At 64.8% G+C, this 26,063-nt stretch carries 28 protein-coding genes; 10 read left to right on the forward strand and 18 right to left on the reverse strand.

What is annotated here, in order from left to right; translation table 11 throughout:
* Position 1 precedes the first annotated feature (1 nt).
* The 3 genes from sctV to PCO31110_RS00665 all read right to left on the reverse strand — a co-directional run bounded on the left by sctV (position 2) and on the right by PCO31110_RS00665 (position 3,284).
* Entirely contained in the window at positions 2-2,080 is a 2,079-nt protein-coding gene (sctV, locus tag PCO31110_RS00655) for a type III secretion system export apparatus subunit SctV (RefSeq protein ID WP_150689392.1), read from the reverse strand.
* Entirely contained in the window at positions 2,077-2,466 is a 390-nt protein-coding gene (locus tag PCO31110_RS00660) for a hypothetical protein (RefSeq protein WP_010805692.1), read from the reverse strand. Before PCO31110_RS00660 ends, sctV begins: the two co-directional genes overlap by 4 nt.
* Before the next feature lie 158 nt (positions 2,467-2,624).
* Positions 2,625-3,284, reverse strand: a complete 660-nt coding sequence (locus PCO31110_RS00665) for a two component system response regulator (protein WP_010805691.1) — start codon at positions 3,282-3,284, stop codon at positions 2,625-2,627.
* Between the two features lie 313 nt (positions 3,285-3,597).
* Here PCO31110_RS00665 and PCO31110_RS00670 point away from each other — a divergent pair, with 313 nt between their 5' ends.
* The 5 genes from PCO31110_RS00670 (at position 3,598) to PCO31110_RS00690 (ending at position 7,877) form a co-directional block, all read left to right on the forward strand.
* Complete coding sequence (locus PCO31110_RS00670) at positions 3,598-4,137, forward strand: hypothetical protein (RefSeq protein ID WP_150689393.1); 540 nt, start codon at positions 3,598-3,600, stop codon at positions 4,135-4,137.
* A gap of 2 nt (positions 4,138-4,139) precedes the next feature.
* A complete protein-coding gene (locus PCO31110_RS00675; RefSeq protein WP_150689394.1) occupies positions 4,140-5,747 on the forward strand; it encodes an EscC/YscC/HrcC family type III secretion system outer membrane ring protein in 1,608 nt (535 codons plus the stop codon).
* The gene (gene sctD, locus PCO31110_RS00680; protein ID WP_150689395.1) at positions 5,744-7,057 is read left to right on the forward strand and encodes a type III secretion system inner membrane ring subunit SctD; all 1,314 of its coding nucleotides are present in this window, start codon (positions 5,744-5,746) and stop codon (positions 7,055-7,057) included. Before PCO31110_RS00675 ends, sctD begins: the two co-directional genes overlap by 4 nt.
* Positions 7,032-7,268, forward strand: a complete 237-nt coding sequence (locus PCO31110_RS00685; RefSeq protein WP_150689396.1) for an EscE/YscE/SsaE family type III secretion system needle protein co-chaperone — start codon at positions 7,032-7,034, stop codon at positions 7,266-7,268. Before sctD ends, PCO31110_RS00685 begins: the two co-directional genes overlap by 26 nt.
* Before the next feature lie 195 nt (positions 7,269-7,463).
* Positions 7,464-7,877, forward strand: a complete 414-nt coding sequence (locus PCO31110_RS00690) for an InvB/SpaK family type III secretion system chaperone (protein WP_010805686.1) — start codon at positions 7,464-7,466, stop codon at positions 7,875-7,877.
* Between the two features lie 77 nt (positions 7,878-7,954).
* Here PCO31110_RS00690 and PCO31110_RS00695 read toward each other — a convergent pair whose 3' ends face one another.
* The 11 genes from PCO31110_RS00695 to PCO31110_RS00745 form a co-directional block, all read right to left on the reverse strand.
* Positions 7,955-9,085, reverse strand: a complete 1,131-nt coding sequence (locus PCO31110_RS00695; protein WP_150689397.1) for a TyeA family type III secretion system gatekeeper subunit — start codon at positions 9,083-9,085, stop codon at positions 7,955-7,957.
* Complete coding sequence (locus tag PCO31110_RS00700) at positions 9,078-9,746, reverse strand: hypothetical protein (RefSeq protein WP_168162930.1); 669 nt, start codon at positions 9,744-9,746, stop codon at positions 9,078-9,080. Before PCO31110_RS00700 ends, PCO31110_RS00695 begins: the two co-directional genes overlap by 8 nt.
* Positions 9,743-10,384, reverse strand: a complete 642-nt coding sequence (locus tag PCO31110_RS00705; RefSeq protein ID WP_150689399.1) for a type III secretion system domain-containing protein — start codon at positions 10,382-10,384, stop codon at positions 9,743-9,745. The genes PCO31110_RS00700 and PCO31110_RS00705 overlap by 4 nt, the downstream gene beginning before the upstream one ends.
* On the reverse strand, positions 10,381-11,223 hold the full coding sequence (gene sctJ / locus PCO31110_RS00710) for a type III secretion system inner membrane ring lipoprotein SctJ (RefSeq protein WP_150689400.1): 843 nt from the start codon (positions 11,221-11,223) through the stop codon (positions 10,381-10,383). Before sctJ ends, PCO31110_RS00705 begins: the two co-directional genes overlap by 4 nt.
* Positions 11,220-11,576 carry a type III secretion system inner rod subunit SctI gene (sctI, locus tag PCO31110_RS00715; RefSeq protein ID WP_010805681.1) on the reverse strand — a complete coding sequence of 119 codons (357 nt, stop codon included), beginning with the start codon at positions 11,574-11,576 and terminating at the stop codon, positions 11,220-11,222. Before sctI ends, sctJ begins: the two co-directional genes overlap by 4 nt.
* On the reverse strand, positions 11,573-11,950 hold the full coding sequence (locus tag PCO31110_RS00720) for a DUF1039 domain-containing protein (RefSeq protein WP_010805680.1): 378 nt from the start codon (positions 11,948-11,950) through the stop codon (positions 11,573-11,575). Before PCO31110_RS00720 ends, sctI begins: the two co-directional genes overlap by 4 nt.
* Complete coding sequence (gene sctF, locus PCO31110_RS00725) at positions 11,947-12,165, reverse strand: type III secretion system needle filament subunit SctF (protein ID WP_010805679.1); 219 nt, start codon at positions 12,163-12,165, stop codon at positions 11,947-11,949. The genes PCO31110_RS00720 and sctF overlap by 4 nt, the downstream gene beginning before the upstream one ends.
* Positions 12,162-12,965 (reverse strand): helix-turn-helix transcriptional regulator, encoded by an 804-nt coding sequence (locus PCO31110_RS00730; protein ID WP_246189690.1) that lies wholly within the window; start codon positions 12,963-12,965, stop codon positions 12,162-12,164. The genes sctF and PCO31110_RS00730 overlap by 4 nt, the downstream gene beginning before the upstream one ends.
* Positions 12,966-13,182: 217 nt before the next feature.
* Positions 13,183-14,784 (reverse strand): FMN-binding glutamate synthase family protein, encoded by a 1,602-nt coding sequence (locus tag PCO31110_RS00735; protein WP_150689401.1) that lies wholly within the window; start codon positions 14,782-14,784, stop codon positions 13,183-13,185.
* A gap of 72 nt (positions 14,785-14,856) precedes the next feature.
* Positions 14,857-16,023 carry a tRNA 2-thiouridine(34) synthase MnmA gene (gene mnmA, locus PCO31110_RS00740; RefSeq protein ID WP_150689402.1) on the reverse strand — a complete coding sequence of 389 codons (1,167 nt, stop codon included), beginning with the start codon at positions 16,021-16,023 and terminating at the stop codon, positions 14,857-14,859.
* Positions 16,020-16,496, reverse strand: a complete 477-nt coding sequence (locus tag PCO31110_RS00745; RefSeq protein WP_010805675.1) for an NUDIX hydrolase — start codon at positions 16,494-16,496, stop codon at positions 16,020-16,022. The genes mnmA and PCO31110_RS00745 overlap by 4 nt, the downstream gene beginning before the upstream one ends.
* Before the next feature lie 409 nt (positions 16,497-16,905).
* Between PCO31110_RS00745 and PCO31110_RS00750 the strand changes: the two genes are divergently transcribed.
* The 5 genes from PCO31110_RS00750 (at position 16,906) to PCO31110_RS00770 (ending at position 21,901) form a co-directional block, all read left to right on the forward strand.
* Positions 16,906-18,036 carry a Re/Si-specific NAD(P)(+) transhydrogenase subunit alpha gene (locus tag PCO31110_RS00750; RefSeq protein WP_150689403.1) on the forward strand — a complete coding sequence of 377 codons (1,131 nt, stop codon included), beginning with the start codon at positions 16,906-16,908 and terminating at the stop codon, positions 18,034-18,036.
* Positions 18,037-18,052: 16 nt separating this feature from the next.
* Positions 18,053-18,373, forward strand: coding sequence for an NAD(P) transhydrogenase subunit alpha part 2 (locus PCO31110_RS00755; RefSeq protein ID WP_010805118.1), 321 nt, complete (start codon positions 18,053-18,055; stop codon positions 18,371-18,373).
* A complete protein-coding gene (locus tag PCO31110_RS00760; RefSeq protein WP_150689404.1) occupies positions 18,370-19,812 on the forward strand; it encodes an NAD(P)(+) transhydrogenase (Re/Si-specific) subunit beta in 1,443 nt (480 codons plus the stop codon). Before PCO31110_RS00755 ends, PCO31110_RS00760 begins: the two co-directional genes overlap by 4 nt.
* A gap of 91 nt (positions 19,813-19,903) precedes the next feature.
* Complete coding sequence (locus PCO31110_RS00765; RefSeq protein WP_010805116.1) at positions 19,904-20,665, forward strand: 5'-methylthioadenosine/adenosylhomocysteine nucleosidase; 762 nt, start codon at positions 19,904-19,906, stop codon at positions 20,663-20,665.
* A gap of 150 nt (positions 20,666-20,815) precedes the next feature.
* Positions 20,816-21,901, forward strand: a complete 1,086-nt coding sequence (locus PCO31110_RS00770; protein WP_010805115.1) for a hypothetical protein — start codon at positions 20,816-20,818, stop codon at positions 21,899-21,901.
* Positions 21,902-21,980: 79 nt separating this feature from the next.
* Here PCO31110_RS00770 and PCO31110_RS00775 read toward each other — a convergent pair whose 3' ends face one another.
* From PCO31110_RS00775 to eda, 4 genes are all read right to left on the reverse strand, one after another.
* Positions 21,981-23,312: a THUMP domain-containing class I SAM-dependent RNA methyltransferase gene (locus PCO31110_RS00775; protein WP_036663646.1), complete on the reverse strand. Its 1,332-nt coding sequence runs from the start codon at positions 23,310-23,312 to the stop codon at positions 21,981-21,983.
* A 49-nt stretch (positions 23,313-23,361) separates the two neighbouring features.
* Complete coding sequence (locus PCO31110_RS00780) at positions 23,362-23,895, reverse strand: gluconokinase (protein WP_010805113.1); 534 nt, start codon at positions 23,893-23,895, stop codon at positions 23,362-23,364.
* A 78-nt stretch (positions 23,896-23,973) separates the two neighbouring features.
* Entirely contained in the window at positions 23,974-25,329 is a 1,356-nt protein-coding gene (locus tag PCO31110_RS00785; protein WP_010805112.1) for a GntP family permease, read from the reverse strand.
* Between the two features lie 94 nt (positions 25,330-25,423).
* A complete protein-coding gene (eda, locus tag PCO31110_RS00790; RefSeq protein WP_150689405.1) occupies positions 25,424-26,050 on the reverse strand; it encodes a bifunctional 4-hydroxy-2-oxoglutarate aldolase/2-dehydro-3-deoxy-phosphogluconate aldolase in 627 nt (208 codons plus the stop codon).
* Positions 26,051-26,063: the final 13 nt, after the last annotated feature.

The raw sequence follows: 26,063 nt of genomic DNA on the forward strand, positions 1-26,063 counted from the left end.
CTCAGAACGCGCCTTGCACATCGATGGTGCCCAACACGCGAACGTGCGGCTCGTCAGCCACTTCCTGGAATGACAAAACCGGCAGATCCGCGCGGTCGCGCTCGATCAGCTTGCGCAGAAAGCGACGCACGTCCATCGCCGTGAAGAGGACGACGGGCGTGCCATCGTGGGCGTTCAGCACGTCGTCGATCGCGCCCATGATGGCGTCGGTCTGCGTGGGATTCAGATCGGCGTAAGACCCCGACGATGTCTGCCGCACAGCAGCGCGCACGGCGTCTTCGATGCCGCGCCCCACGTTCCATCCCGTGATGTGCTCGGTGCCCCGGCGAAAGCGTCGCGTGATGTGACGCCGCAGACTCAGCCGCACATACTCCGTCAGCATGATCTGATCGCGCTCGCGCGGCGCCCATTCGATCAGCGCTTCGAAGACCCGCCGCAGGTCGCGGATCGACACCCCTTCGGCCACCAGCCGTTGCAGCACTTCCGCCGTGCGGCTAATCGGTAGTTGCCGTTGCAGCTCCTTGACGAGTTCGCCGTAGCGATCCTCCATGGCGTCCATCAGGAACCGCGCCTCCTGAACACCGAGGAAATCCGCAGCGTGGGCGTCGATGACAAGCGACACGCAATGCGCCACGCGGTCGGCACCGTCGATGACAGCGCCCCCCTGCGCCAGCCACGCCTCGCGCTGGGCGGTATCTAGCCAGAACAGAATCTGTCCGCCGAACGGCAGAGGCGTTTCTCGCGGTGCCCCGGCGTCGAGACCTCGCAATCTGCGTATCGGATGGGTGGCGTCGTGATGGGCCAGCGCAACGTCGGGAGCGACGTCGATGGTCATCACGCTCTCGTGATAAAGCTGAATGTCCAGCGTGCCGGAGGGCAATGTCTTGTCGACGTCGACCTTCACTTCCGGCATCGGCACGCCGAACTGCTCGAACTTCTTCTCGCGCAGCGCATCGATGCACGCGGCAAGCGCGGTCGTATTGCCATCGGCCTCGGCCAGCGTGGGGCTTACGCGCACCAGCAGCGGCTGTGCGCCTGGCCGGCCGCCCTTCGTCTTCTTGGCATCGTCGGTGTCCGCACCCGCGGCGTCCTTCGCGCCTTTACCCTCGCGTGCGAGACGCCCCGCCCACCAAGAGGCGACACCTGCCAACGCAGCCAGCAGCAGGAAGTAGTGCATCGGAAAGCCGGGAATCAGACCGAACAGGACGAGCACCACGGCCGCCAGCGTCAGCGAGCGAGGCTGTGCTGCGAGTTGATCGGTAAGCTCACGCGCCAGATTGCGACGCTGGTCGCCGGGCACCCGCGTGACGATGATCCCCGCCGTGACCGAAATGAGTAGCGCGGGAATCTGCGACACGAGGCCGTCGCCGATGGAGAGAATCGCGTAAATCGCTGCCGCATCGCCCGCACTCATGCCGCGCATGAAAACGCCCACGCCTATGCCGCCGAGCAGATTCACGACGATGATGACGAGCCCGGCGATGGCGTCGCCCTTGACGAACTTCATCGCCCCATCCATCGCCCCGTAGAACTGACTTTCCTTTTGCACCGTGCGCCGCAGCCGCTTGGCCTCGGCGGCATCGATAGTGCCCGCGCGCAGATCGCCGTCGATGCTCATCTGCTTGCCCGGCATGCCGTCGAGCGAGAAGCGCGCACCGACTTCCGCCACCCGCTCGGAGCCCTTCGTGATCACGATGAAATTCACGACAGTGATGATCAGGAAGACGATCATGCCGACGACGATGTTTCCTCCGGCCGCGAAATCGCCGAATGTGTAGACGATGTCTCCCGCGTCGGCGTGCAGCAGAATCAAACGGCTCGTGCTGATCGTCAGTCCCAGCCTGAACAGCGTGGTCATCAGCAATACGGAAGGAAACGCCGAGAAGTCGAGTGGCTCGTTGATGTAGAGCGCCACCATCAGGAGCAGCAGCGACACGCCGAGATTGAGTGCGATGAGCAGATCCATCACCGATGGCGGCATCGGGATGATGATCATCAGAACGGTGACCAGCAACAGCGCGGCCAGCACAATGTCCTGCCGTCCGGCCGCAAGGCGAAGCCACGTCAGCAGACGCGTCATGGACGGGTCTCCCGTTGCTGCTGAGCGTCGATTCGCTCAAGCAGCCGGCGCATCCGGGTAACGCACGACAGCCATTCGACCGCCTGAAAATTCGCGCTTGCCGGCGGACTGGCGATCAGCATCGGACGTCCCTGCGCCACGCAGGCCCGCACGGGGATACCGAGACTCCATTCCGGGGCACAGGTCTGCATCAGCGAGGGCAACCAGCGCTGGGCGCGCTCAGTGCGATGGGCCAGCGTCAACACCAGCGTCACACCGTGGGCATCGACCTCCGTCATCAGCACGCAGGGAGCCAGCGCAATCCGCATGCGCGGCGCGACACGTTGCGGCGGCAGCGCCAGCAATTCGAAGAGCAACTCGAGCTTGCGTTGGGTCTGGGTGTCCATCGGCGGTCTGGCATTGGCATCTTGCTGGCTGGGATGGCCGGGCTGGGAGAACATTCGGAAAGCGGCAGCGGGCATGGTCGCCCACCCAGGGAGGCTGCGGCTATCCGGCGCAGACCTGATTTTCGCGGCGAGCCTCTCTGCGAAAAGGGCAGCGAGCCTCACAACATCATGCGCAGGCGATGCGCCCAGTTCACGATATCGGCTACGTTGTGTGCGTCGAGCTTGCGCATCATGTTCAGCCGGTGTGTCTCGACCGTCTTCACACTGATCGACAACAGTTGCGCGATGTCGCGGTTGCGTTGCCCTTCCGCCACCAGCTTGAGTACCTGCCGCTCGCGCAGCGTCAGCAACCGCTCGGGCATCTCGACGGCGCACGGACGCGGCGCATATGACAGGCCCGCCGGATCGTGCGCGCCACCGAACACGGCAGGATCGACAAAGCGCTCGCCGCGTATCACCCGACACGCCGCGTGGATCAACGTCTCCCGCGCGCTGCTTTTGAGCACGAACGCCACCGCACCGGCCTCCAGCGACTGGCGCGCCCGCTCGCTGTCGTCGCTCGCGGAATTGACCACGATGCGCAAGTCCGGCCAACGCTGCGCGCATTGCCGGATCACATCCACCCCATCCATGCCGGGCAGCCCCAGATCCAACACCATCACGGCCGGTCGATGCACTACGCAGGCCCGGTACACGTCAAGCCCGTTGACAACCCTTGCCAGCACACACCACCCGAGATCCTGCTCGATCAGATGGCAAAGACCGTCGGCCAGCAATTCGTGATCCTCCACAACGACGACACCGATACACCCCGTCATTCGTAGCTCCTCGATTGTTAGTCATTAGCGTTCATGCAGATTTTTGTTCACTTTCTTTGGATTCCGAGTCAGTCGCTCGAAACTTGTGTCATCGCCAGACAAGACACGTGGGAAAACGTCGCAAACCAAGGTCTCCGGCGTCGACTTCAGGTCTGTGCCGGATGGCGGCACCAACGCTACGCTTGATAATGACGATCCTTGAACGGCGCCATATCGATCGGCGGCGCCAAGCGATGACGCGCGTCGTCGAGACTTCATCGACGCCGTGCGCGCCTCGTTCCCCGTGCCCTTGCATTGCCTCCTTCAGATACCTATGCGTTTGCCATTTGCGCTTGCCGCGCTCGACTGGATTGCCCCGCGCGACGTACAAGGTGCGCGCATTGCGCTCGATCTCGACGGCCAACGCGGCTGGACCTGCCCTGCCAGCGGCGGATACTGCGTGGCGACGGCGTTAGCCTTGCCGCACGATCCGCAAGCGCGGCACGCCCAGTCGCTCACGACAGCGCTCGACGGCGACACCGCGCTCTCACGCTGGCTCATGCGTCTCTCGCTCGTGATCGCGGGTCAACCGGAGTTGCGCGACGACAGTCTGTGCATCGCGAACGACGTCCTCTGGTGGGTTCACCGCTTCGACGGCGACGAAGCGGTAGCACGCGTGGAAGCGCAACTTCGACGCCAGCTCCTGGCGTGCACGATGGTGACCTCGCAAGGCGTGTGGACTCAGGCGGCATCGTCCGTATCGCCCGTATCGCCCGTATCGTCCGTATCGCCCGTATCGTCCGTATCGCCGGCGCCCCACGCCACCGGCGCCGCAGACGCCAGCCGGCGCCTTCACGCGCTGCGCCGTTGCTGACCATGCGGTCTCATCTCACGCGCTTTGCGCTATGCATCGTCGCCCCGCTTGCCGGGCTGCTGCCTGCCTCGTCGGCCATCGCGTCATCGCCCGCGTCGTTCCCGGAACACTCCCCCTTGACGTCGCCTGTCACGCCCGAGTGGCGTGGCGGCGCGTTCGTCTTTCAGAGCGCCGGCACGCCGCTTGCGGAGTTGTTACGCGACTTTGGCGCGCATCACGGCATTCCGACGGCGGTGAGCGCACAGGTCGACGACCGCTTCATCGGCACGCTGCCTGCGGGCACCGCCCAAGCGACGCTCGACGCGCTATCGGAACGTTATCGGCTTTCGTGGTACTTCAACGGCCAGACGCTGAACATCTATAAGTCCAGCGAGGCGACACGACGCGTCATGTCGCTGCGTCACGCGCCGCCCGGCGACTTGCTCAGACACCTTCGCGATGCCGGTGTGCTGCACCCGCGGCACTGCGTCGCACGGGCGATTCCGGCGACACACGCCCTCGAGATCGCCGGTGTTCCGGCCTGTATAGAAACCGTGTCGATGCTCGCCGAATACGTCGAACGCGGCGCCCGGGATCAGCAGGAAAGCGAGGAGACCATCAAGATATTTCCCCTGAAATTCGCTACGGCGGACGACACAAGGTACTTTTATCGCGGCCAGGAAGTGGTCGTGCCGGGCGTCGTCAGCGTACTGAAGGATCTGATTCTCGGCGCCGGCCCGCTCGTTGCCACAGCGGCCACGCCCGCAACATCCGGGGCACCGATCTCGGCCGTGCCGGCCACGAGAACCGGCACGCCGCGCTTCTCGGCCGATCCGCGCCGCAACGCGGTCATCGTGCGCGAGCGCCGGCAGAATATGCCCATTTATGGCGACCTGATCGCTCAGCTCGACATCCGGCCCCGGCTGGTCGACATCTCCGTGGCAATCATCGACGTCAACGCCAGCGACATTGCCGAGCTTGGCGTCGACTTCTCCGGCAGCGCGCGTCTTGGCGGGTTCGGCGCCGTGTCGCTCAACGGCCAGTTGAACGACGGCGACAGCGGCACGTTCACGACCGTGGTCGGCGACACCAACAAGTTCATGGTCAATCTGAGCGCGCTGGAGCGAAACTCCAAGGCGCGCGTGCTGTCACGGCCGTCCATCGTCACGCTCGACAATATGCAGGCTGTGCTCGATCGCAGCGTGACGTTCTACACGAAGGTCTCCGGCGAGAAAGTCGCCAAACTGGAAAGCGTGACGGCGGGCTCGCTGCTGCGCGTCACTCCACGCCTCGTTCCCAACGAAGGGAACGATGTCGGTCGCGAGCAAGTGATGCTCACGCTCAATATCGAAGACGGCGGCGAAGTGCGAAGCGAGCGCAATTCCCGCAACGAGGTTCCGTCCATTCGCAACTCGTCGATTTCGACGCATGCCACGCTACAGGCGGGGCAAAGCCTGCTGCTGGGCGGCTTCGTGCAGGACACGCAACACGAGCAGGAGCGCAAGATTCCGTTGTTGGGCGATCTGCCGCTGATCGGCCGCCTGTTCAGTTCGACGAGCAACCGGAATGACAGTGTCATGCGCCTGTTCCTGATCAAGGCCGAGCCGGCGGCCGACATGCCGAGCGCATGACGATGCTGACGCTGACGCTGCTAGACGGCCCGCTCGCCGGACGTCCCATGCCGTTACCGCCGGGCACGCTGACCATCGGGCACGGCGATTCCGACATCGCCATGGCGCTCGAGCATGACGCCCGGATCGAGCTTCACGTCGACGACGACGGCGTCCGCCTCGCTACCCCGGCGCCAGTCTGGGTGGACGGCACACCACTCTTGCCACTCGCGTCCATCGGCGACGACGCGCTCGCCCTCCCCGTGCTTCCGCTACATGCGGTGATCGATCTTGCGGGGTTGGGCATCTGGCTCGCGAACGGCACACAAAGCCCGCCGACACCCACGCCGAAGCGTCCCGAGCGCCGTGCGGCGCAAATGCCCTCGTCTCACGCGCCGACAGTTGCCTCATCGCGCACACGCGCACCGGCGGCGTGGATCGCCGTCACGGGAATATCGCTGCTGATGGTGGCGGCCGGCGTGGCGATCTGGCGCACAGGGACTGCCAACGTCATCTCTTCCCCCCCTCCGCCCGATGCCTTGAAAACCCTCGCGGCGCGCATTGCCCCCCAGGTGGAATTGAATACGGTGGGTGATGCCGTGCGCTTGTCGGGGGGCTGCATCGACGAAGGCGCACGGGCGCGTTTGCGGGCTGAAGCGCGTTGGCAGGGAAAGGCGCTGAGTGACGAGACGTGGTGTCCGGAAGACTCGATGCAGACGGTGAGCACGCTGCTGCGCCTGCATGGTTTTGGCACCGCGCAGGTGAATGTGGCAACCGGCGGTGAAATCGTCATCAACGGGCCCTTTGTCGCCGGCGCCCGCTGGCGTGCAGCGTCCGACGCGCTCGACGCCCTGTCCTTGCCTCACGGCTGGCGGGTCGCGCACGGCACCGCGCAGAGCTTCGAGCAACTGGTGAAGATACTGCGGGACGCCGGCCAGTTGCGCGGCATCGACATCTCCCGCGATCGCGCCGGGTGGCGGCTCACGGGAGCGCTGACGCCGGGACGGCAGGCGTCGTTGAAAGGTGTCGTCGACGCATGGAATACGACGGCTGACGCAATGCCCGTGCGCATCGAACCGCTGCCTGCACCGACACCGACCCTGGGCGACACGGGATTCTCAGCGCCGCTCGTGAGCATCGGCGGGTCGCCCGATGCGCCTCAGCTCACGCTCGCCGACGGCACGCGTCTTGCACAGGGCGTGCGCTTGCCCGGCGGCACACGCGTGCTCGCCATCCATCCCGACGGGGTGTCGATCCGCGCGCACGACCGGCTCTTCTACTTACCTCTGACTTCGGGGAATCAACATGGCGATTCGTCTGACCCAGCTTGAAGACCAACTCGCGGCGTCCCCCGGGCCTGTCGCCCGCGAGGTCAGCACGCAACTCGACGCCGCGCGTCGATCGCTGCAGCAGGCGCTGCGCCGGCCGCTCACGCCCGCACAGCACACACTGGCGCAAACGCAGATGCAGGCCGTTCATGCCGCCGCAGCGATTCTCGACAGCATGGCGCGGCGGTACGACACGTCATACGGACGGTCGTGATAGCCAGGATGACCGCCGATAAACGGATCAGGCGTGCGCAGAAGCCACAACCTGGCCCGCGCGACCAAAGTCTGCGGCGTCGGCTCGTGAGAGCCTTCGGCATCGCGCGCGCCCGCGCGAACGGGTCGCATTCCGGCCACGCCGGATAACGCTCGCTCGGGCACATGTCGATTTTTTTAACTCTCCACGTAAATCATGCCAAGTTACGACCTAGCGCAAACTCTCGTCGAAGCTCTGAAGTTGATCGGCTGCGACCCCGGCAAGATCGATACCGTCGACAATCACTCACCTATCGAGCTGACGTTCAACGCCTCGCCCAACATCATTGTGGAAACGCTGGAAGGCAACGCGTGCAGTATTCACGCCGTGGTGGCCACCGACGAAGCTGCGCGGCTGCATCGCGCGAACAGCGAGCGCCTTCTGCAGTTCCTCATCGAACCCGCCGAATGGGCCGTCACCGGTCATGTGCAGTTGAGCGAGCGCGACAACCGTCTCATTCTTCACGCGCAGGTCAAAGAGGAAACCGCGGCCGAACCCGAACCGTTTGCGCAGGCACTCACCGATTTCTACGACCGTATCAAACTCTGCCGGGAGCATTTGCGCGCCTGAGCGCGATCTCCGGCAAGTCTTGGCGCATTCGATGTGCGCCAATCCCCCCGTTTCTCTCTATCCCCCTCTTTTCACCGTCAGGGCGCGTCGCCTTCCTGAGCGATCTCCGTGCGCCAGACATCGAGCGCCTCTCCGAGCGTCTCGCGTTGCGTCTCGTCGCGAAAGCAGCCTTCGTGTGCCGCCTTGACCAGCCGCGTGAGTTCACGCGCGAGCGCGTAGCGGGCGTCGACCGTCACCATGCCCAGATACGCCGCGCGTTGCGCCAGCCACTCTGCGCCAGCCCAGGGTTGATCCAGCAGCGTCAGGACTTCCGCGATCATCGTGTCCGTCTCGAAGGCACGACATCCGGCCGAGCGCATGGCCTGCGCCGATTGCTCGCACGCCGACTCCAGCGTGAGGAACAACACCACCCGGCGCAGATCATCGACGACGGCGGCTAGGTGTTGCGTGTCCGCATCGGCCTGTTGGGCGCCCAACTCCAGACCCAGCGCTTGCATGAGCGCACGCAACCGCGCGCGGCGCTGCGCAAAGCGCCGGCATTCGTCGAACCATTGTGTGAGCGAGCGCTGTGTGCCCTGAGACTGGCGGAAAAGCGACTTGAGTTGTTGCAGCAACGCCATGCCCGGGCTTTGGCCGCCGCCACACTCCAGCGCCGCGAAGGCTTCGATGGCCCATGTCTCGGATGACGTCAGTTCGTCCAGCGTTTTTCGCAGGCGCTTGCGAGTCCCCGCATCGAGCCCGCCGTCGGCGAGCCATGCGGCGACGACCAGCGCAGCGTGCCCTGCCGACATCTGCGTCTGCCGAATCAGCAAGTGAGGATCGGGCACAAAGGGTAGATCGCGTAACTGCCCCCGCAGCGTCTCGAACTGTGCGCCGCTCACGCGCGCGAGGCGGTGCATCTGCTGCTCGAACAAGGCGCGTGCGCGCTGCTTGTCGTCACGCACGTCACGTTCGCCCGTGCGGCGGAATCGCACCCCCAGTGCGAAGCTGAGATTCTCCTGCGACTCTGCGAAGGCCGCCTCTTCGTTCTGCGCAACGGCTGCTTCGATCAGCGCGATATGTCCCGGCACCTCGGTGGCGCCTGCGCGCGACGGCCGCCCGTCGCCTTCGAGCATTTGCCACTCGTCGGCAAGCATGCGCTCGAGCGGTCGATTCTCTCGCGGCGTCTGGATGAGGGTGCCGCCGGACGACGGCAGACGTTCAACCATAAGCGACCTCCAGACCGGGACTCACGTGCAAGCGCTCGATCACCGCCGCCAGATCGGCTTCGAGATCCAGACATACGGTGACCCACTCGCTCTCGAGGCGGGCCTGCTGTGTGCCGAGCGTTGGGTCCGGCGTGCAGGCAAGTACGATATCGGCCTTGTGCAAGGCGAGGGCCACGGCGTCGAGATGCGCGGGCGGCACGCGCAACACGAGCGCCCCCTCACGGACCAATCCCGGTAATGCGCGCCCGACTCGCAGCGCGAAGCGCTCGCCGACGTCCAGTGTGCCGACAAAGTTCGACAGTGCACCGCTCAGGGCGTCTGCGACACGGCGCTCCAGTGAGCGAATGATCTCTCGCTCCAGCGCAGCCTCGTCAATCAGCCATTCCACGGTCTTGGCGACTGCCTCGCGATGTGCCGCGCCGGCCAGCGCCGCCGCCTCCTGCTGCGCACGCTCATGTGCGGCTTCCTGCCACGCGTCGCGCAGACGCTGCGCGTCGGCGCTCGCCTGCTCACGCTCGGCCAGTGCCGCTGCGCGTTCGGCCCGCGCCTGCGCCATCCACCGAGCACGTGCGCCCGCCTGCTCGCGAAGGCGATCGAGCGCCTCGCCGGAAATCACCGGCCCCACAGGCGCAGGGCCATCGATCGTTTCAATAGATGTCAATGCAAAGTCGATGACATACATAGCATCTTCTCCAACGCGACGAGCCGCGACCAGATGTCGTCCATCGCCGGCATGCCGCTTGGCAGCCCGGCATCTGCTGGTGGCGGCAACAAGATCCGTGCGGCTTTGCCCACCGTCGCCATATCCACCGCCAGCGGCACCGGCGCCCCATCCAGACATGCGACGGTAGTCGCCAGCGCCGCCTCGACGATCTCGCCGGGCGAAAACACGGAACGCGCCGGCCACTCACGTCGCGTGAGCAGCAGGCGGTCGCACTGCCAGGCATCGAGCCATGACGACAGTGCGCGACGGTAGGTTCCCAGCAACAGATAGTCCGGGCACCCCAGCGCGCGCAAGCCGTAGGCCAGCGAGACGCGTCGCAGGCTCGGCATCAGCCGCAACACGGCATGCGCGCCATCGCTCTCGGGCGGCGCGCAGTCGTGCGTCGTCATGCCGGGCCATCCCCGGCGCGCAATCAACAAGCGGTCGATGTGCGCGCGGCAGGCGGCGTGCTGCCGATAGGTTTCGCGCCACGACATCATGTCGAACTCGCGCCACCAGCCATCGTCCATGTGCAGCCCGGGCTGCCAGATCAGACGGGCAAGGTGCGCAACGGTACCGTCGTGCGCACGGATCACGAGGCCCTCGCTACCCTGGCACGCAAGCGCTCAACCCACCCGGAGCGCCGTCGCCATGCCATGGCCCCGGCAGCGATCAGGCCGATGCTCGCCGCCGCCAACAGGCCCCATCCCAGCGCGGCGCGCCACCGTCCGCCCTGCGCCGATACGGCGGCTTGCGCCTCCGGCGAGGCATGGATAGCCGCACGCGGCAGACGATAGTCCGAAGGCTGCAATACGATGCTGATGCGCTCCGGCGACACGCCCGGCACGCTGTCATGCACCAGGCTGCGAATATCGGTCATGCGCTGCGTCATGTTGACCTCGGGGCTGTACTTCACGAAGACAGCGACGCCTGGCGGCAAGGTCGAACGCCCTGCCGAGTCCACCGGCACCTGCGCGATGGACACCTCGGCCGCCATCACACCATCGAGCGCGGCCAGCATGCGCTCAAGCCGTTGTTCCTTGAGATAGGTGAGTTTCGCCTGCTCCTGCACAGGTGAGCTGACCAGTTGTCCCGGCGGGAAAACGTCCTCGATCGAGGCTCGCTTCTGACGCGGCAACCCGTTCTGACGGAGCACTTCGACACCGCGCACGAAATCGCCGCGCTCGATACGAACCGTCATGCCATTGGCGTCGGCACGCTTGTCTGCCTGCAATCCGGAGACGAGCAACAACGCCAGCATCTGGTTGGCCTCCGTCTCGCTCAACGCGCGATGCAATTCGACCTTGCACCCCGCCAGCACGAACACGAGCGCGCAACCGAGCCACCACCGGCCAAGGAGACGTCTCGTTGCCACGGCCCTCGCGAGCGCCACCAGCATCGTCGGCACGTCAGCGATGCGAATGCCGTGCGTCATTGCATGTGAACCAGCTTGTTCACGCCCTGCGTCAGCGCGCCCGCCGTCTTCGCGACGAATTCCAGCGCCAACACGCGCTCGGTCAACACGCGCTGCGCTGCAAGCATGTGGCTCGGATCGTCCAGCACGCGCTCGTCCAGCGCGACGCGCTCAACGAGACGCTCCGTGTTGCCGGCCAGCTTGCCCGCCGCACTGAGCAGGTGATGTTCCGGCAGCGACGGCGCGCTCACCAGCGCCTGACCAAAACGCACGGCGTCACTGTCGCCGGCAGTGGGAACCGAGGGGGCAGCCTTCGCAGGCGCCGTTACCGTAGCGACGTGAGCCGCGATTTCGGAGATCGAGGGTGTCGTCATGACAGGGAAGTCGGAGAAGGGGAGGAAGACGCGTTCCCGCACGAGACGGCCTGACGCGTATCCATCGCCTCGAGCCAACGGGTGAGCACGTCGAGCGCCGCGTCGTCGTCACGCATCGTGGCAGCGGCGTCCGCCAGATAGGCACGCGCGGCGCAGGTATCGTCAAGCGCGATGAGAAGCGCCACATGCAGCCATTCACGCGTCTCGCGATCCGTCACGAGCGACGGCAAGGCGCGCAGGATGGTGCGCGCCTGCGTCCGCATGCCGTGATGCGCGCCCGCGATGGCCAACTCGACGATGCGTTGCCTGACCGGCGCCTCCAGCCATTGGCCGACAGCGTCGCACGGCGTCTGCGTCTGTTCGGCGTGCGTCATGCGATTTTGGCGATGATGCCCATCAACGTGTCCTTGATGAGCTTGATGGCCGAGCTATGCAGGCCGACCATCGTCGAGAATTGCTGCAACTTGAACTGCACGTCGAGCATGTGCCGGGGGTCGTTGACCTCCCGTGCGCGGACTGCCTGCGTGGCTTCGTCAGACATGCGCCGCACGCCCTCGGACATGCCGCGATGGACCTCTTCGACGTTCATTGCACGCCTCCTCCGTCGGTCGCGGCCCCGTGACCTGCCACCAGATCGGCGCGCATGGCCGCATAGGCGTCGGCGCGCGGCATGGCAACGCGACGCCCCCCCCGCTGCGGCGGCGTGCCCAGACGAATCTCGGTCGGGGCGCAGTCGAAACGTTTGCGGAAGGTGTCGGTGAAATGTGCGTGGTTGGTGAAGCCGCACTCGAGCGCGATGTCGAGCACCTTATGACGGGTGGACAGCAGCAGGTCGCGCGCCAGTCGAAGGCGCCGCTCGAGCAGCCACTGCTTCGCGGGCATGCCGTATGTCTGCTGGAACAGGTAGCGGAACTTGCGCAGCGGCATGCCGAATTCTTCGGCGAGCCGCCCGACCGGCCACGGCCGGTGGAAATTCGCTTCGACGAAATCGAACAGCGAATGGCTGCCCGCAATCGTCTGGCGCAGCATCGCAGAGAAGTAACGCTGGTCTCGACAAAGGCAATACACGTAGAAGAAGCGCAGCATCGCCATGCGGTCGATGTTCTGCAGCGTCATCGCCACGTCCACCATGCTGGGCTCGAGGATCAGCGTGCGTGCCGCCTGCCGATGGAAGACGCCAAGGGGGCGGCGATCGAGCAGATCGACGACATCCGGGTACAGCGCCTGCAGGTCGCAGGCATGAAAGTCGTGTGACATCACAGGCCCTGGGGCATCCATCGTCGCATCCGAACTGGTCGCGGTCATGCTGCCTGCCGGCAGCGCGTGCACGAGACCGCTCACATTCAGTTTGACGTCGTGGCGGCTGATCAGAAATCGCACCGTACTCATAGGCTCCTCCTCTGACGATAATTCGTCGGCGGGATGACAAAGTCGAAGGTCACACCATAGGCGAGTACGCGCGCGAGCATCATCCGGTGGACACCTTAATGTGAGCCGCCATGCACAGGAGTTTCTGCTTTTAGGAAGATAACTGTCGGGAAGCGAAAAAAAACCCGACGCAACATCGCGTCGGGTTTTTGGGGAGGTGCTTCCTGCCGCCGTTCGCTCAGATCGCCTGAGCCGGGGAGAAGCTGTCGGCGCGCGCCATCGGCCAGAATTTCTCGTAGAGCTGATAGCGGAACTGTCCGCGCAGCAGATCGCCGGGCTCGAGATACTTCAGCGACTCCGACATGAGACGGATCTCATTGGACGACACCCGCCTGACGATGTGATGCGCCCGCAGGTCCGACGGATGCGACAACCCCGCCGCCTGAATCAACTCTTGCAGGGCATGCAGCGTATGCGAGTGGAACTGGTGCACACGTTGCGCCTTGTCCGGCACCACAAGTGCGCGTTGGCGCAACGCGTCTTGCGTTGCCACGCCCGTCGGGCAGCGGTCGGTGTGGCATTTCTGCGATTGAATGCAGCCGATCGCAAACATGAAGCCACGTGCCGAGTTACACCAGTCGGCGCCGATCGCGAGCGTGCGTGCGATATCGAATGCCGTGACGATCTTACCCGATGCGCCGATGCGGATCTTGTCGCGCAACCCGGCGCCCACGAGCGTGTTGTGCACGAGCAATAGCCCTTCCTGCAACGGCGCACCCACGTGATCGGTGAACTCCAGCGGCGCGGCGCCAGTGCCGCCTTCCGAGCCATCCACGACGATGAAGTCGGGCAGGATGCCGCTTTCCAGCATCGCTTTCACAATGCCGAAGAATTCCCACGGATGGCCGATGCACAGCTTGAAGCCGGTCGGTTTGCCTCCGGAGAGCGTGCGCAGACGGTCGACGAACTGCAACAGGCCGAGCGGCGTCGAAAACTCGCTGTGGCGCGCCGGCGAAATGCAGTCCTGCCCCATCGGCACCCCACGCGTGGCGGAGATTTCCGGCGTGATCTTCGCGGCGGGCAGCACACCGCCGTGCCCCGGCTTCGCGCCTTGCGAGAGCTTCACCTCGATCATCTTCACCTGAGGCGTTGTCGCCTGGGCCGCGAACTTTTCGGCACTGAATGTGCCGTCGTCGTTACGGCAGCCGAAGTAGCCCGAAGCGACTTCCCAGATCAGATCGCCGCCCTGCTCGCGGTGATGCGGCGAGATCGAACCCTCGCCGGTATCGTGAATGAAGTTACCGAGCTTCGCCCCGCGGTTGAGGGCGCGAATCGCGTTGGCCGACAACGCGCCGAAACTCATGGCGGAGACGTTGAAGATCGACGCCGAATAGGGTTGCGCGCGATCCGGGCCGATGGTGATGCGAAAGTCGTGATCCTTCAGAACGGTCGGCGCAAGCGAATGCGCAATCCATTCGTAGCCGGTCGCCTTGACATCGACCTCGGTGCCGAACGGCCGGCTGTCGACATCCCCCTTGGCACGTTGGTAGACGATGCTGCGCTGGGCACGCGAGAACGGCGTCTCGGACGTGTCGTCTTCCACGAAATACTGGCGAATCTCCGGCCGGATGGATTCGAAAAGAAACCGGAGATGTCCCCACAACGGGTAGTTGCGCAGCACGGCGTGGCGCTGCTGAACGACGTCCCAGACCCCAAGTACGACCAGCGCCGCAAACGGCAACGGCCAGAACGGATGCCAGCCGTCGAAGAGTACCAGCGCGAGCGCTGCCACGAGCAACACAACAACGAGCCAGAGAGCCAGGAATCGGCGCGAAAACATGTAACCTCCTTGCTGGGGGGGGACACCCGCCGATCACGCTGCCGGGTGTGCCCCCGGCGAGCGCTGGCGGCTTCAGTGCGTGTTGAGGATGGTGTGTTTGGCTGCCGCCACGGCCTGCGTATTGACCTGGATATCGGCCTGCCCTGGCACGGCGGGCGTCGTAGCGGCGATGATGCCGCCGCCCAGACAGATTTCGCCGTCATACAGTACGGCCGACTGGCCCGGCGTGACGGCCCACTGCGGCTCGGAGAACGAGAGCGTCAGCGCACCCGCGCCGGCGCGCACGACTTCGCATGCGGCGTCGGCCTGACGATAGCGCGTCTTCGCACCGCAGCGCGTGCCTTCGGCCGGCGGCTCGCCCGCGACCCACGACAGGTCTTCGGCATCGAGCGTGCTCGAGAGCAGCCACGGATGGTCGTGCCCTTGAACCACGTACAGCGTATTGCTCGCCATGTCCTTGCGCGCGACGAACCACGGCTCGCCCGAGCCGTCGCGGCTGCCACCCAGCCCGATGCCCTTGCGTTGCCCCAGCGTGTAGAAGGCCAGCCCCACGTGCTCGCCCACGATCGTGCCGTCCGGCGTCTTCATCGGCCCCGGCTTGGTCGGCAGATAGCGATTGAGGAAGTCGCGAAACGGGCGTTCGCCGATAAAGCAGATACCCGTCGAGTCCTTCTTCTTCGCGTTGGGCAGGCCGATCTGCGCAGCGATCTCGCGAACCTTGGTCTTCGGCATTTCGCCGAGCGGGAACATCGTGCGCGAGAGTTGCTTCTGGTTCAGCCGGTGCAGAAAGTAGCTCTGATCCTTGGTGTGATCGAACGCCTTGAGCAGCTCGAAGCGCCCTTCGCGCTCGCGCACACGGGCGTAGTGGCCGGTGGCGATGGTTTCACCGCCCAGCGCCACCGCGTGGTCCAGAAATGCCTTGAACTTGATCTCGGCGTTGCACAGCACGTCCGGATTCGGCGTGCGGCCGGCCGAATACTCCCGCAGGAATTCCGCGAACACGCGGTCCTTGTACTCGGCGGCGAAGTTCACGGCTTCGACGTCGATGCCGATCAGATCGGCGACCGACACCACGTCGATCCAGTCCTGCCGGGTCGAACAGTACTCGCTGTCGTCATCGTCTTCCCAGTTCTTCATGAACAGACCGACGACGTCGTAGCCTTGTTGTTTGAGCAGCCATGCCGTGACCGACGAATCGACGCCGCCCGACATGCCCACCACTACGCGTTTTTGACTCATGTATTGCCTTGCCCGCCGGCAACGGCCGGATGGGTCTGAAGTATCGCGAGGTCGTAACGTACCCCCCGCAGGTAATCGTCCATGCATCGCTCGAGAATGGGTGAGCGGTGCCGCGCGCGCTGCGCACGCACTTCATCCGGCGTAAGCCAGAGCGTGCCAACGATCCCGTCGTCGAGCGTGCGCGACGCATCGAACGCCCCCAGCGTACCGGTGAAGGCGAAGCGCAGATAGGCGATATCGTCCGGGCCAGGGGCCAGATAGATGCCCAGCAGATGCTGCGGCTCGAACGGATGCGCCGTCTCTTCGAGAACCTCACGACGCACCGCGTCAAGGATCGACTCGCCCGGTTCCAGATGGCCGGCCGGTTGATTGATCAACAGGCCCGCACGCTTTTGCTCCTCGACAAACAGAAAACGGCCGTCGCGCTCGACGACCGCGGCAACCGTCACATTGGGCTTCCAGCGTGCATTCATGGCACATCCTTGCGGAACGCGACCTCTGGCGGACATTGATAGCCAGGACGTTACCCCGGTAAAACCGACATTTTACCGTCTGACGGTGTTTGGCGCAGGAGACCGGCCGCGCAGAGAACCGACCGGTCGGTTGGCTCACGCGGCCGCGCTGCGATCTCACCGGCATAACCCTATGTCGTTTGGTGCAATAGGCGGGTTTGTAATCTTCGGGTAAGCTTCGAGCTCCAGCAATGTGCAGCACGCAGTGGCAGTACCGCATCACCGGTTTGTGCAGTAGTTCGTTTGCAGTGGTTTGTGCAGGACTAATGTCATCAGCGGCGAAACAGGTAATGCGTCTGCCCCGGCAGCGCACGTGCTGCGGCTCCTTGGCCGTTGATGAGATCAGTTCACAAACCCAAGGAGAGACGCAATGAGAATCGGCATCCCCGCCGAGACGCTTGCCGGTGAATCCCGTGTCGCGGCCACGCCCGAGACGGTAAAAAAGCTGGTCGCGTCGGGACATCAGGTCGTTATCGGACGCGGCGCAGGAGACACCGCCAGTGTTCCCGACAGTGCCTTCGAGGCCGCTGGCGCCACGCTGGGCAGCCCCGCCGATGCGCTGGGCGCGGAACTCGTGCTCAAGGTACGGGCGCCGTCGCCGGACGAACTGGCGCAAATCCCGCGCGGCAGTGTGGTCGTCGGCATGCTCAATCCGTTCGACGCCGAGAACAACGCTCGCATGGCGGCAGCCGGCGTCACGGCCTTCGCTTTGGAAGCCGCGCCGCGGACCACGCGTGCGCAAAGCATGGACGTGCTGTCCTCACAGGCCAACATCGCCGGCTACAAAGCCGTGATGCTCGCCGCCAATCTCTATCAACGCTTCATGCCCATGCTCATGACGGCGGCCGGCACAGTCAAAGCCGCACGGCTGGTCGTGCTGGGTGCGGGCGTTGCGGGCTTGCAGGCCATTGCCACGGCCAAGCGTCTGGGTGCGGTGATCGAAGCGTCGGACGTGCGTCCCGCCGTGCGCGAGCAGATCGAATCGCTCGGCGCCAAGTTCATCGACGTCCCCTTTGAAACCGACGAAGAACGCGAGATCGCCAAGGGCGTGGGCGGCTATGCCCGCCCGATGCCCGCCGCGTGGCTCGCGCGTCAGGCGCAACTGGTGCACACCCGTCTCACGCAGGCCGACATCGTGATCTCCACCGCGCTGATTCCGGGACGCGCCGCGCCAACGCTCATCAGTGAAGACACCGTCAAGGCGATGAAGCCGGGCTCGGTCATCATCGATCTGGCGGCCGGACGCGGCGCGAACGGGGGCGGCAACTGCCCGCTGTCGGTCGCCGACGAGGTCGTCAAAGTCCACGGCGTGACGATTGCCGGGTACACCAACCTCGCTGGCATGGTCGCGGCAGACGCCTCGGCACTGTACGCACGTAACGTGCTCGACTTCCTGAAGCTCATCGTCGACAAGGAAGGCAAGCTCGTCATCGATACCAACGACGACATCGTTGCCGCGTGCCTGATGTGCCGCGACGGTGAAGTGCTGCGTGCAGCTTAAGGGGGGAGTCACAACCATGGAAATGATCAATCACACGGTGATCAATCTGATCATCTTCGTGCTGGCGGTGTACGTCGGCTATCACGTGGTGTGGAACGTCACGCCTGCGCTGCACACGCCGCTCATGGCAGTGACGAACGCGATCTCGGCCATCGTGATCGTGGGGGCGATGCTCGCGGCAGGTCTCACGGAAGGCAGTCTCGGCAAGACGATGGGCGTGGTTGCGGTGGCACTTGCTGCGGTGAACGTGTTCGGGGGCTTCCTCGTCACGCAGCGCATGCTCGAAATGTTCAAGAAGAAAGACAAGCCGGCGAAGGCTGAAGGGGACAAGCAATGAGCATGAATCTCGTCACGCTGCTATATCTGGTCGCGTCGATCTGTTTCATTCAGGCGCTCAAGGGCTTGTCGAACCCGAAGATGGCGCGTCGCGGCAACGCGTTCGGCATGATCGGCATGGCCATTGCGGCGCTCACCACGCTTGCGCTGATCTACGAGTTGCGACGGCTGATGGGCGGCGGCTATTCGGGCCTCGGCCTGATCCTCGCGGGCCTCGTTGTCGGTGGCGGCATCGGTGCGTTCGTTGCGCGCAAGGTCGAGATGACCAAGATGCCGGAGTTGGTCGCGGCGATGCACTCGCTGATCGGTCTGGCCGCCGTGTGTATCGCGGTGGCCGCCGTCGCAGAACCAGCCGCGTTCGGTATCGTGCCTGCCGGGGAAACGGTATTGCCGCCGGGTAACCGCATCGAGCTGTTCATCGGTACGTTCGTCGGCGCGATCACGTTCTCGGGCTCGGTCATCGCCTTCGGCAAGCTCTCGGGCAAGTACAAGTTCCGCCTGTTCCAGGGCGCACCGGTCCAGTTCACCGGTCAACATACGATCAACCTGCTGCTCGCCATCGCGATGCTCGGTTTCGGTGTGATCTTCTTCCTGTCGCAAAGCTGGCTGCCGTTCATTCTGATGACGGCCATTGCTTTCGTGCTGGGTGTGCTCATCATCATCCCGATTGGCGGGGCCGACATGCCGGTCGTGGTGTCGATGCTGAACTCGTACTCCGGCTGGGCCGCCGCAGGCATCGGCTTCTCGCTGAACAACCCGATGCTCATCATCGCGGGTTCGCTGGTTGGCTCGTCAGGCGCGATTCTCTCCTACATCATGTGCCGCGCCATGAATCGCTCGTTCTTCAACGTGATTCTCGGCGGCTTCGGGGCAACGCCCGGCGCAAGCGCAGCGGGCGGCGAGCAACAGCAACGCCCGGTGAAATCGGGCTCGCCGGATGACGCCGCGTTCCTCATGAGCAACGCCGAATCGCTGGTGATCGTGCCGGGTTACGGTCTGGCCGTGGCCCGCGCACAGCACGCGCTCAAGGAACTGACCGACAAGCTCACGGAGAAGGGCGTGAACGTGCGCTACGCCATTCACCCGGTGGCGGGCCGTATGCCGGGCCACATGAACGTGCTGCTCGCCGAAGCCGAAGTGCCATACGATCAAGTGCTGGAAATGGACGAGATCAACGGCGAATTCGGCCAGACGGACGTGGTGCTGGTGCTCGGCGCGAACGACGTGGTGAACCCGGCGGCAAAGAACGATCCGCAATCGCCGATTGCCGGGATGCCGATTCTTGAGGCGTACAAAGCCAAGACGATCATCGTCAACAAGCGTTCGATGGCGGCGGGTTACGCCGGTCTCGATAACGAACTGTTCTATCTCGACAAGACCATGATGGTCTTCGGCGATGCGAAGAAGGTTGTCGAAGAGATGGTCAAAGCGGTGGATTAACGCGACGAACCGGCATCGGCGGAGACGCGGGGCGGCAAGGCGCAGCCCCGCGCTACAATGCGCGCTTCTCGTTGCCCGCTGGAATCGCGTCATGACGCTCGGTATTGTCGCTGCCCTTCATGAAGAAATTGCCGATCTGCTCGCCGAAATGGCCCCTGGGGCGCACGTCGAGCACATCGGCATGCGCGACTATCATGTAGGCAAATTGCACGGACACGACTGTGTCATCGTGCTCGCGCGTATCGGCAAAGTCGCGGCAGCGGCCACCACGACCGCATTGATTCACCGGTTCGATGTCGACGAAATCGTCTTCACCGGCCTGGCGGGCGGGCTCGCTCATGGATTGTCGGTCGGCGATGTCGTGGTAGCAGACACGTTCGTGCAACACGACATGGACGCCAGCCCTCTCTTCCCCCGCTTCGAAATCCCCCTGCTCGGACGTGCCGCCTTCGACACCGCCCCGGCACTGCGCGACGCGCTCGCACAAGCCGCCCGCGACTGGCTCGCCGACGAGATGCCGGCACAGGTTTGCGCTGCGTTGCGCGCCGAATTGCAGATGACCGCGCCGCGTGTGCACATCGGAAAGATTGCGAGTGGCGACCGGTTCGTCTCCAGCGCGCAAGAAGTCGATCGTCTGCGCAACGCGCTGCCCGAGGCACTCGCCGTGGAGATGGAAGGCGCGGCCGTGGCCCAGGTGTGTCACGAATACGGCATCCCGTTCGCCGTGATGCGCACGCTCTCCGATGCCGCCGACGATGACGCGCACGTCGACTTCGCACGCTTCCTGCGCGAGGTGGCCAGCCATTACTCGCACGGCATCCTGCGTCGTTTCCTGACGGCAAGGCAAGCGTAGACTGACGAGCACGGCGCCGCCGGACATCTGCGTCCGGCGCCGTGCGTGCATCACCCTCCCCGTTTGGACAATCCGCCGCACGATATCGACATCGCGCGCCGAATTCCCTCCCGACAATGCCCCTTTCACATTGTCCGAAGGAAATTGTCGATGAACGTTGGAGACTCTCATGTCGCGGCAGGCGCGCAGGCGCACCTGGGTACGACGGCACTGGCGCCGATTTACCGATCGCTCAGTTGGAGCGACGTTGTCCAGATCCGGGCCCTCAATCCGAAATGCAATCCGACGAAAGCCGCAGTGGCGCTCGCCGCCGCACACCCTGACAGCGTATTCGGACAAGAAATCGAGGCTTACGTCGGCAAGACGCCCATCGGGGAGTCTGCCCGTAACGCGCAACAGCACCTCACGCTGCGTCACCTCGCTGTGCTGGAAGATCATGAGGTGACGGTGGATTTGCTCAGAGATGCCGGTCTGCCCAACGCCATTGCCGTCGACCTCGTGCATCGGCTGATCGCGCTCCCGACAGGCTGGTCAATCTTCGAGCGGCTCGTGCTCACGCCGAACCTGAACGCCTGGGCGCGCTCGGTGCTGGAGCGAGACGAGGCGGTCCATGTCGCCGACGATGTTCTGACACTGCGTATCTTGCAGGCCTTCGGCCACGACGTCGCCGTGCCCTGGTCGTTCGATGTCACCAACAAATGGGTGCATTTCTACAGCGCCTCCACGAGCGAGACAGGAAGTCTCAGACAACTGCTCGATATGGCGACCATGGATCGACTGGACGACGACTGCGTACGCGACGCCTGCCGCAGGGCCTATCAGGCGTTGGCGCATACGCACCATGGCGCAGGCGGACAAGTCTGGCCGCATTGGGAGGTGAGAAACGGGCTCTGGGAGATTTATCCGGACCCGCGTGGGGCAACATTTCGGGACGACATCGTGTCCCACAATGCGGTGACCTGCGAGACAGAGCGGTGGCTCAGGAACGTCACGGTCGTGGGATGCGTCGACATCCCGGGTCACTCGCCACGCACCGGCCCCGACTACGACAGCGATCTCTCCGACCCGGACAACCTGACGGGCGATCCCGCCCTGCCCCCCATCAGGCCAAGCGAACTGTGGGACCGCCGCGCGGCATCGCCCACCGGGCGACGGGCGGTACGGGCAACCTCGGCGCCCCCCTTCGTTTCGCCTTCGCACGGCGTGAATATGTCCCCCTCCGATGAGAGCCGATAGCCTCGTGTAATCGGTGCCCTCCACAATGCAAAAGACCGGCAATCGCCGGTCTTCTTCGCAACGTCGGGCGACGGCTCGCTTACGCTTGCGGCGCGCCGTCATCTCCCTTGTCTTCGCTCTCGCCACGCTTGCGCACCGAACCGGCAATCAGATCGAAGCGGAACAGGCGGCATTCCAGCGCGCCATTGTACAGCGGCGTGCGGCGCGATTCGCGCAGACGCATCTGGCCCGGCAGGCTCATGTCGGCCGTCAGCAGATACGCGCTCCAGCCGGTAAAGCGTTGCTTGAGGGCATCGCCAAAGGCGCGGAAGAACTCGGCGTCCACGCCATCCGGCTGGTTACGCTGAAACGCGCCGCGATTGCCCTGCACATCGGGAGAATGGCGCTCGTCGTCGTCCCGGTTGTCACGTCCATCGCGCGAAGCACGGCGTCCGCGCACTTCGATACGCTCGCCGTACGGCGGATTCGCGACGATGATCCCCGGACGATCCACCGGCGGCGACATATCGCGCGCATCCACCTGCTTGAGCCCGATGTCGCCCACCCCCGCACGCTCCAGATTGGCACGCGCCTTGACCAGCATGTCGCCCGAAATATCGCTGCCGAAAATCGTCGACGGCACGCCGCGCACGCGCGCGTCGCGCTGTGCGTCCGACGCCTGCACCTTCAGCGCTTGCCACGCCGTGATGTCGTAGCCCTTGAGCTTCTCGAAACCGAAGCGGCGGCCGGCGCCCGCAGGCACGCCCAGTGCGATCTGCGCGGCTTCCGCGAGGAACGTGCCGCTGCCGCACATCGGGTCGTACAGCACCATGTCGGCGGCCGTATCGGTGCGCCAGCCGGCCAGTCGCAAGATGCCGGCGGCCAGATTCTCACGCAGCGGGGCCGCGCCCTTGTCCAGACGCCAGCCGCGCTTGAACAGCGCTTCGCCGGAGGTGTCGAGATAGAGCGTGGCGTCGGTCGCGGTCAGGAACGCGAACACACGAACGTCAGGCTCCGACGTATCGATGTTCGGCCGCGCGCCGGTCTTCTCGCGCAGACGGTCGCACACGGCGTCCTTGATGCGTAGCGTGACGAATTCGAGACTGCGCACCGGCGCCTTGATGCCGGTGACGTCCACACGCAACGTCTGCTGATAGGAGAACCATTCTTCCCAGCGTTGCGAGAGCGCGAAGGCGTAGATGTCCTGCTCGGTGCGATAAGCCTGCTGGGCCACGCGCAGCAACACACGGCTCGCGATACGCGAATGCAGGTTGGCGGCCATGCCGGCCGCCCACGGACCGGCGAAATGCACGCCACCCGGCACCTGTTTGCCCACCGATACCGGCGCCAGACGGCCCAGCTCTGCCAGTTCGGCGGCAAGCGCCTCTTCCAGTCCGCGAGGACAGGGCGCGAAGAATTCGAAGGAAGCCATTTCGATACGTACGACCGGCACGCGAAGTGCCGGCGGAGGGAATAAACCGCTATTGTACGCGCGCCGCCCCGACGGACGTCAGCGGCACACCACCAGGGCAGGCGGCGAGTTTGTGCAGCAGGGTCTCGACGATGGCGTCGGGCGACTCGCGGATATCGATCACCAGCGCGTCGCGCGGCTCTTCGAGCGTGTCGAACTGGCTTTGCAGCAGCGCCGGATCGAAGAAATGCCCCGAGCGCGACGCCAACCGCTCGCCAATCACCTCCGGGGCGCCTTTCAGATACACGAACACGACGTCGCCGTCGTGCTCGCCCAGAACATCGCGATAGCGCGAGCGCAACGCCGAGCACGCGAACACGTGATGACGCCCCGACAACCGGCGCGCGACGATGGCTTCACGGATCGCGGCAAGCCACGGGGCGCGGTCGTCATCGCCCAGCGCCTCGCCGCGACGCATCTTCTCGATGTTCGCGGGACTGTGAAACGAATCTGCGTCGGAAAACCCACAGCCCAGACGGTCGGCGAGCTGCTGCCCGACCGTGCTCTTGCCGCTGCCCGATACGCCCATTACCACGACGATCATGGCTCGCCTCCTTATCACTTAGCCACCTGCCGACTCGCGTCGGCGTGTTGCCGGCGTTGCGTTTTCTGCATCGTGACCTCAGACCACCGTCGCCAGGCCGAGCGTGAGCAACAACGCCACGACTGAAATGATCGTCTCGCAAACCGTCCAGGTCTTGAAGGTCTGCGGCACGGTCATGTTGAAGTACTCCTTGACCAGCCAGAAGCCGCCGTCGTTCACGTGCGACAGGATCAGCGACCCCGCCCCCGTGGCCAGCACCATCAGCTCAGGCTTCACCACGGTGCCTGCGGCCGCCGCGATCGGCGCGACAATGCCGCACGCGGTGGTCATCGCCACTGTGGCCGAACCCGTCGCGATACGGATCAGCACTGCCACCAGCCAGCCCAGCAACAGCGGCGAGAGGTTCGCGTGCGTCGCCACATCGACGATCGCCTTCGACACGCCGCTGTCCATCAGAATACGCCCGAAACCGCCGCCCGCACCCACTACCAGCGTGATCGTGGCAATCGGCGCCAGACACTCGTTGGTGAACTTCAGGATCTGGTCGCGATTGAAGCCGCGCCGCTTGCCGAACGTGAAGAAACTCACGAGCGTGGCGATGAGCAGCGCCATCACCGAGTTGCCGATGAGGCGCAGGAAATCGTTGGCGAAAGTCTTCGGCGCGAAGAACAGGTCGGCCCAGCTACCGATGAGCATCAGGATCACCGGCAGCAGAATCGTGAACAGCGTGACGCCGAAGCCCGGCAGTTCGCTCATGGCACGATCTTTTTCGACGAACTGCGCGAGCAGGGGATTGTCCGGGTTCGGCACGACGTAGCGCGACATCAGCTTCGCGAAGAGCGGACCGGCAATTGCCGCCGTCGGAATGCCGACGATCAGCGCGTACATGATGGTGTGGCCGATGTCCGCGTTGTAAGCGGTCACGGCCAGCAACGCCGCCGGGTGCGGCGGAATCAGGCCGTGTACGACCGACAGCCCCGCGACCATCGGAATACCGACGAGCACCATCGACGTACCGGTACGCTTGGCAACGTTAAAGGCAATCGGAATCAGCAGCACGAAGCCGACTTCGAAGAACACCGGCAGACCGACGATAAACGCGATCACGACCATCGCCCAGTGCACGTTCTTCTCGCCGAAGAAGCCGATGAGCGTGCGCGCGATGCGCTCCGCGCCGCCCGACTCGGCCATCATCTTGCCGAGCATCGTGCCAAGCCCCACCACGAGCGCGATGTGCCCCAGCGTGTTGCCCACGCCCGTCTCGAATGCCTTGACGATGCCGCCCATGGGCATGCCCACCGCCAGCCCGAGCACGAGCGAAACGACGATCAGCGTGATGAACGGACTCAGTTTGAAGCGCGCGATCAGCACAATCAGCGCGATTACCGCGACAAGCGCGTACACCAGCAACAAGTTGCCTTGCACCGCGACCATGGGGGTCTCCTCGTTTGGCTAGTTGGGCGGATGCCCGATGGGCTTGCGCCCGATTATTGAAATCTTGTTATGGGTAACACCGGCATTGCCGCGCTCAGCCGCGCGGCAATGCCGCGGCGGCGCGGGCCAGACGCGTGATGCCGCCCCAATCGCCGGCGTCGACGAGCGCCTTGGGCGTCAGCCACGAGCCGCCCACACACACCACGTTCGGTTGCGCCAGATACGACGGCGCCGACTCTGCGCTGATGCCGCCCGTCGGGCAAAAACGCACCTGGCGGAACGGGCCGTACAGTGCCCGCAGCATGGGAACGCCACCCGAGGGCTCGGCCGGGAAGAACTTCACCGTCTCGTAGCCGTCGGCGAGCGCCGTCAGAATGTCGGACGGCGTAACCACGCCCGGCAGCAGCGGCAGACCCGCCGCCTTGGCCGCAGCGCCCAGCGCGCTCGTGTAGCCCGGCGAGACACCGAAGCGCGCCCCGGCAGCCACGGCCTGCGCCATTTCGTCCGCACGTGTGAGCGTGCCCACACCAACGATCAGGTCGTCGGACAGCCCTGCGACGTGGCGAATGACGTCCATTGCAGCCGGCGTACGCAGCGTGATTTCGAGTACCCGCACCCCGCCCGCGAGCAGCGCGCGCGAGACATGCTCGCCCTGCTCGACGCTGTCGAACTGGAGCACCGGAACCACGGGGCCGGCACGAACGATGTCATTGATGTCCATTACGTTTTCCTTG

This window comes from Pandoraea communis (assembly GCF_902459745.1).
GTDB lineage: Bacteria > Pseudomonadota > Gammaproteobacteria > Burkholderiales > Burkholderiaceae > Pandoraea > Pandoraea communis.

What these genes read in the sequence shown, in the direction of transcription:
- PCO31110_RS00675 (WP_150689394.1), top strand. Translation starts at nt 4,140, where the DNA reads ATGCGGTCTCATCTCACGCGCTTTGCGCTATGCATCGTCGCCCCGCTT.
- PCO31110_RS00735 (WP_150689401.1), bottom strand. Translation starts at nt 14,784, where the DNA reads ATGTTTTCGCGCCGATTCCTGGCTCTCTGGCTCGTTGTTGTGTTGCTC.
- PCO31110_RS00780 (WP_010805113.1), bottom strand. Translation starts at nt 23,895, where the DNA reads ATGATCGTCGTGGTAATGGGCGTATCGGGCAGCGGCAAGAGCACGGTC.
- mnmA (WP_150689402.1), bottom strand. Translation starts at nt 16,023, where the DNA reads ATGAGTCAAAAACGCGTAGTGGTGGGCATGTCGGGCGGCGTCGATTCG.
- PCO31110_RS00660 (WP_010805692.1), bottom strand. Translation starts at nt 2,466, where the DNA reads ATGGACACCCAGACCCAACGCAAGCTCGAGTTGCTCTTCGAATTGCTG.
- PCO31110_RS00695 (WP_150689397.1), bottom strand. Translation starts at nt 9,085, where the DNA reads ATGGTTGAACGTCTGCCGTCGTCCGGCGGCACCCTCATCCAGACGCCG.
- PCO31110_RS00755 (WP_010805118.1), top strand. Translation starts at nt 18,053, where the DNA reads ATGGAAATGATCAATCACACGGTGATCAATCTGATCATCTTCGTGCTG.
- PCO31110_RS00670 (WP_150689393.1), top strand. Translation starts at nt 3,598, where the DNA reads ATGCGTTTGCCATTTGCGCTTGCCGCGCTCGACTGGATTGCCCCGCGC.
- sctF (WP_010805679.1), bottom strand. Translation starts at nt 12,165, where the DNA reads ATGAACGTCGAAGAGGTCCATCGCGGCATGTCCGAGGGCGTGCGGCGC.
- sctJ (WP_150689400.1), bottom strand. Translation starts at nt 11,223, where the DNA reads ATGACGCACGGCATTCGCATCGCTGACGTGCCGACGATGCTGGTGGCG.
- PCO31110_RS00765 (WP_010805116.1), top strand. Translation starts at nt 19,904, where the DNA reads ATGACGCTCGGTATTGTCGCTGCCCTTCATGAAGAAATTGCCGATCTG.
- PCO31110_RS00770 (WP_010805115.1), top strand. Translation starts at nt 20,816, where the DNA reads ATGAACGTTGGAGACTCTCATGTCGCGGCAGGCGCGCAGGCGCACCTG.
- PCO31110_RS00665 (WP_010805691.1), bottom strand. Translation starts at nt 3,284, where the DNA reads ATGACGGGGTGTATCGGTGTCGTCGTTGTGGAGGATCACGAATTGCTG.
- sctD (WP_150689395.1), top strand. Translation starts at nt 5,744, where the DNA reads ATGACGATGCTGACGCTGACGCTGCTAGACGGCCCGCTCGCCGGACGT.
- sctI (WP_010805681.1), bottom strand. Translation starts at nt 11,576, where the DNA reads ATGACGACACCCTCGATCTCCGAAATCGCGGCTCACGTCGCTACGGTA.
- eda (WP_150689405.1), bottom strand. Translation starts at nt 26,050, where the DNA reads ATGGACATCAATGACATCGTTCGTGCCGGCCCCGTGGTTCCGGTGCTC.
- PCO31110_RS00690 (WP_010805686.1), top strand. Translation starts at nt 7,464, where the DNA reads ATGCCAAGTTACGACCTAGCGCAAACTCTCGTCGAAGCTCTGAAGTTG.
- PCO31110_RS00785 (WP_010805112.1), bottom strand. Translation starts at nt 25,329, where the DNA reads ATGGTCGCGGTGCAAGGCAACTTGTTGCTGGTGTACGCGCTTGTCGCG.
- PCO31110_RS00745 (WP_010805675.1), bottom strand. Translation starts at nt 16,496, where the DNA reads ATGAATGCACGCTGGAAGCCCAATGTGACGGTTGCCGCGGTCGTCGAG.
- PCO31110_RS00775 (WP_036663646.1), bottom strand. Translation starts at nt 23,312, where the DNA reads ATGGCTTCCTTCGAATTCTTCGCGCCCTGTCCTCGCGGACTGGAAGAG.
- PCO31110_RS00685 (WP_150689396.1), top strand. Translation starts at nt 7,032, where the DNA reads ATGGCGATTCGTCTGACCCAGCTTGAAGACCAACTCGCGGCGTCCCCC.
- PCO31110_RS00720 (WP_010805680.1), bottom strand. Translation starts at nt 11,950, where the DNA reads ATGACGCACGCCGAACAGACGCAGACGCCGTGCGACGCTGTCGGCCAA.
- sctV (WP_150689392.1), bottom strand. Translation starts at nt 2,080, where the DNA reads ATGACGCGTCTGCTGACGTGGCTTCGCCTTGCGGCCGGACGGCAGGAC.
- PCO31110_RS00750 (WP_150689403.1), top strand. Translation starts at nt 16,906, where the DNA reads ATGAGAATCGGCATCCCCGCCGAGACGCTTGCCGGTGAATCCCGTGTC.
- PCO31110_RS00730 (WP_246189690.1), bottom strand. Translation starts at nt 12,965, where the DNA reads ATGAGTACGGTGCGATTTCTGATCAGCCGCCACGACGTCAAACTGAAT.
- PCO31110_RS00760 (WP_150689404.1), top strand. Translation starts at nt 18,370, where the DNA reads ATGAGCATGAATCTCGTCACGCTGCTATATCTGGTCGCGTCGATCTGT.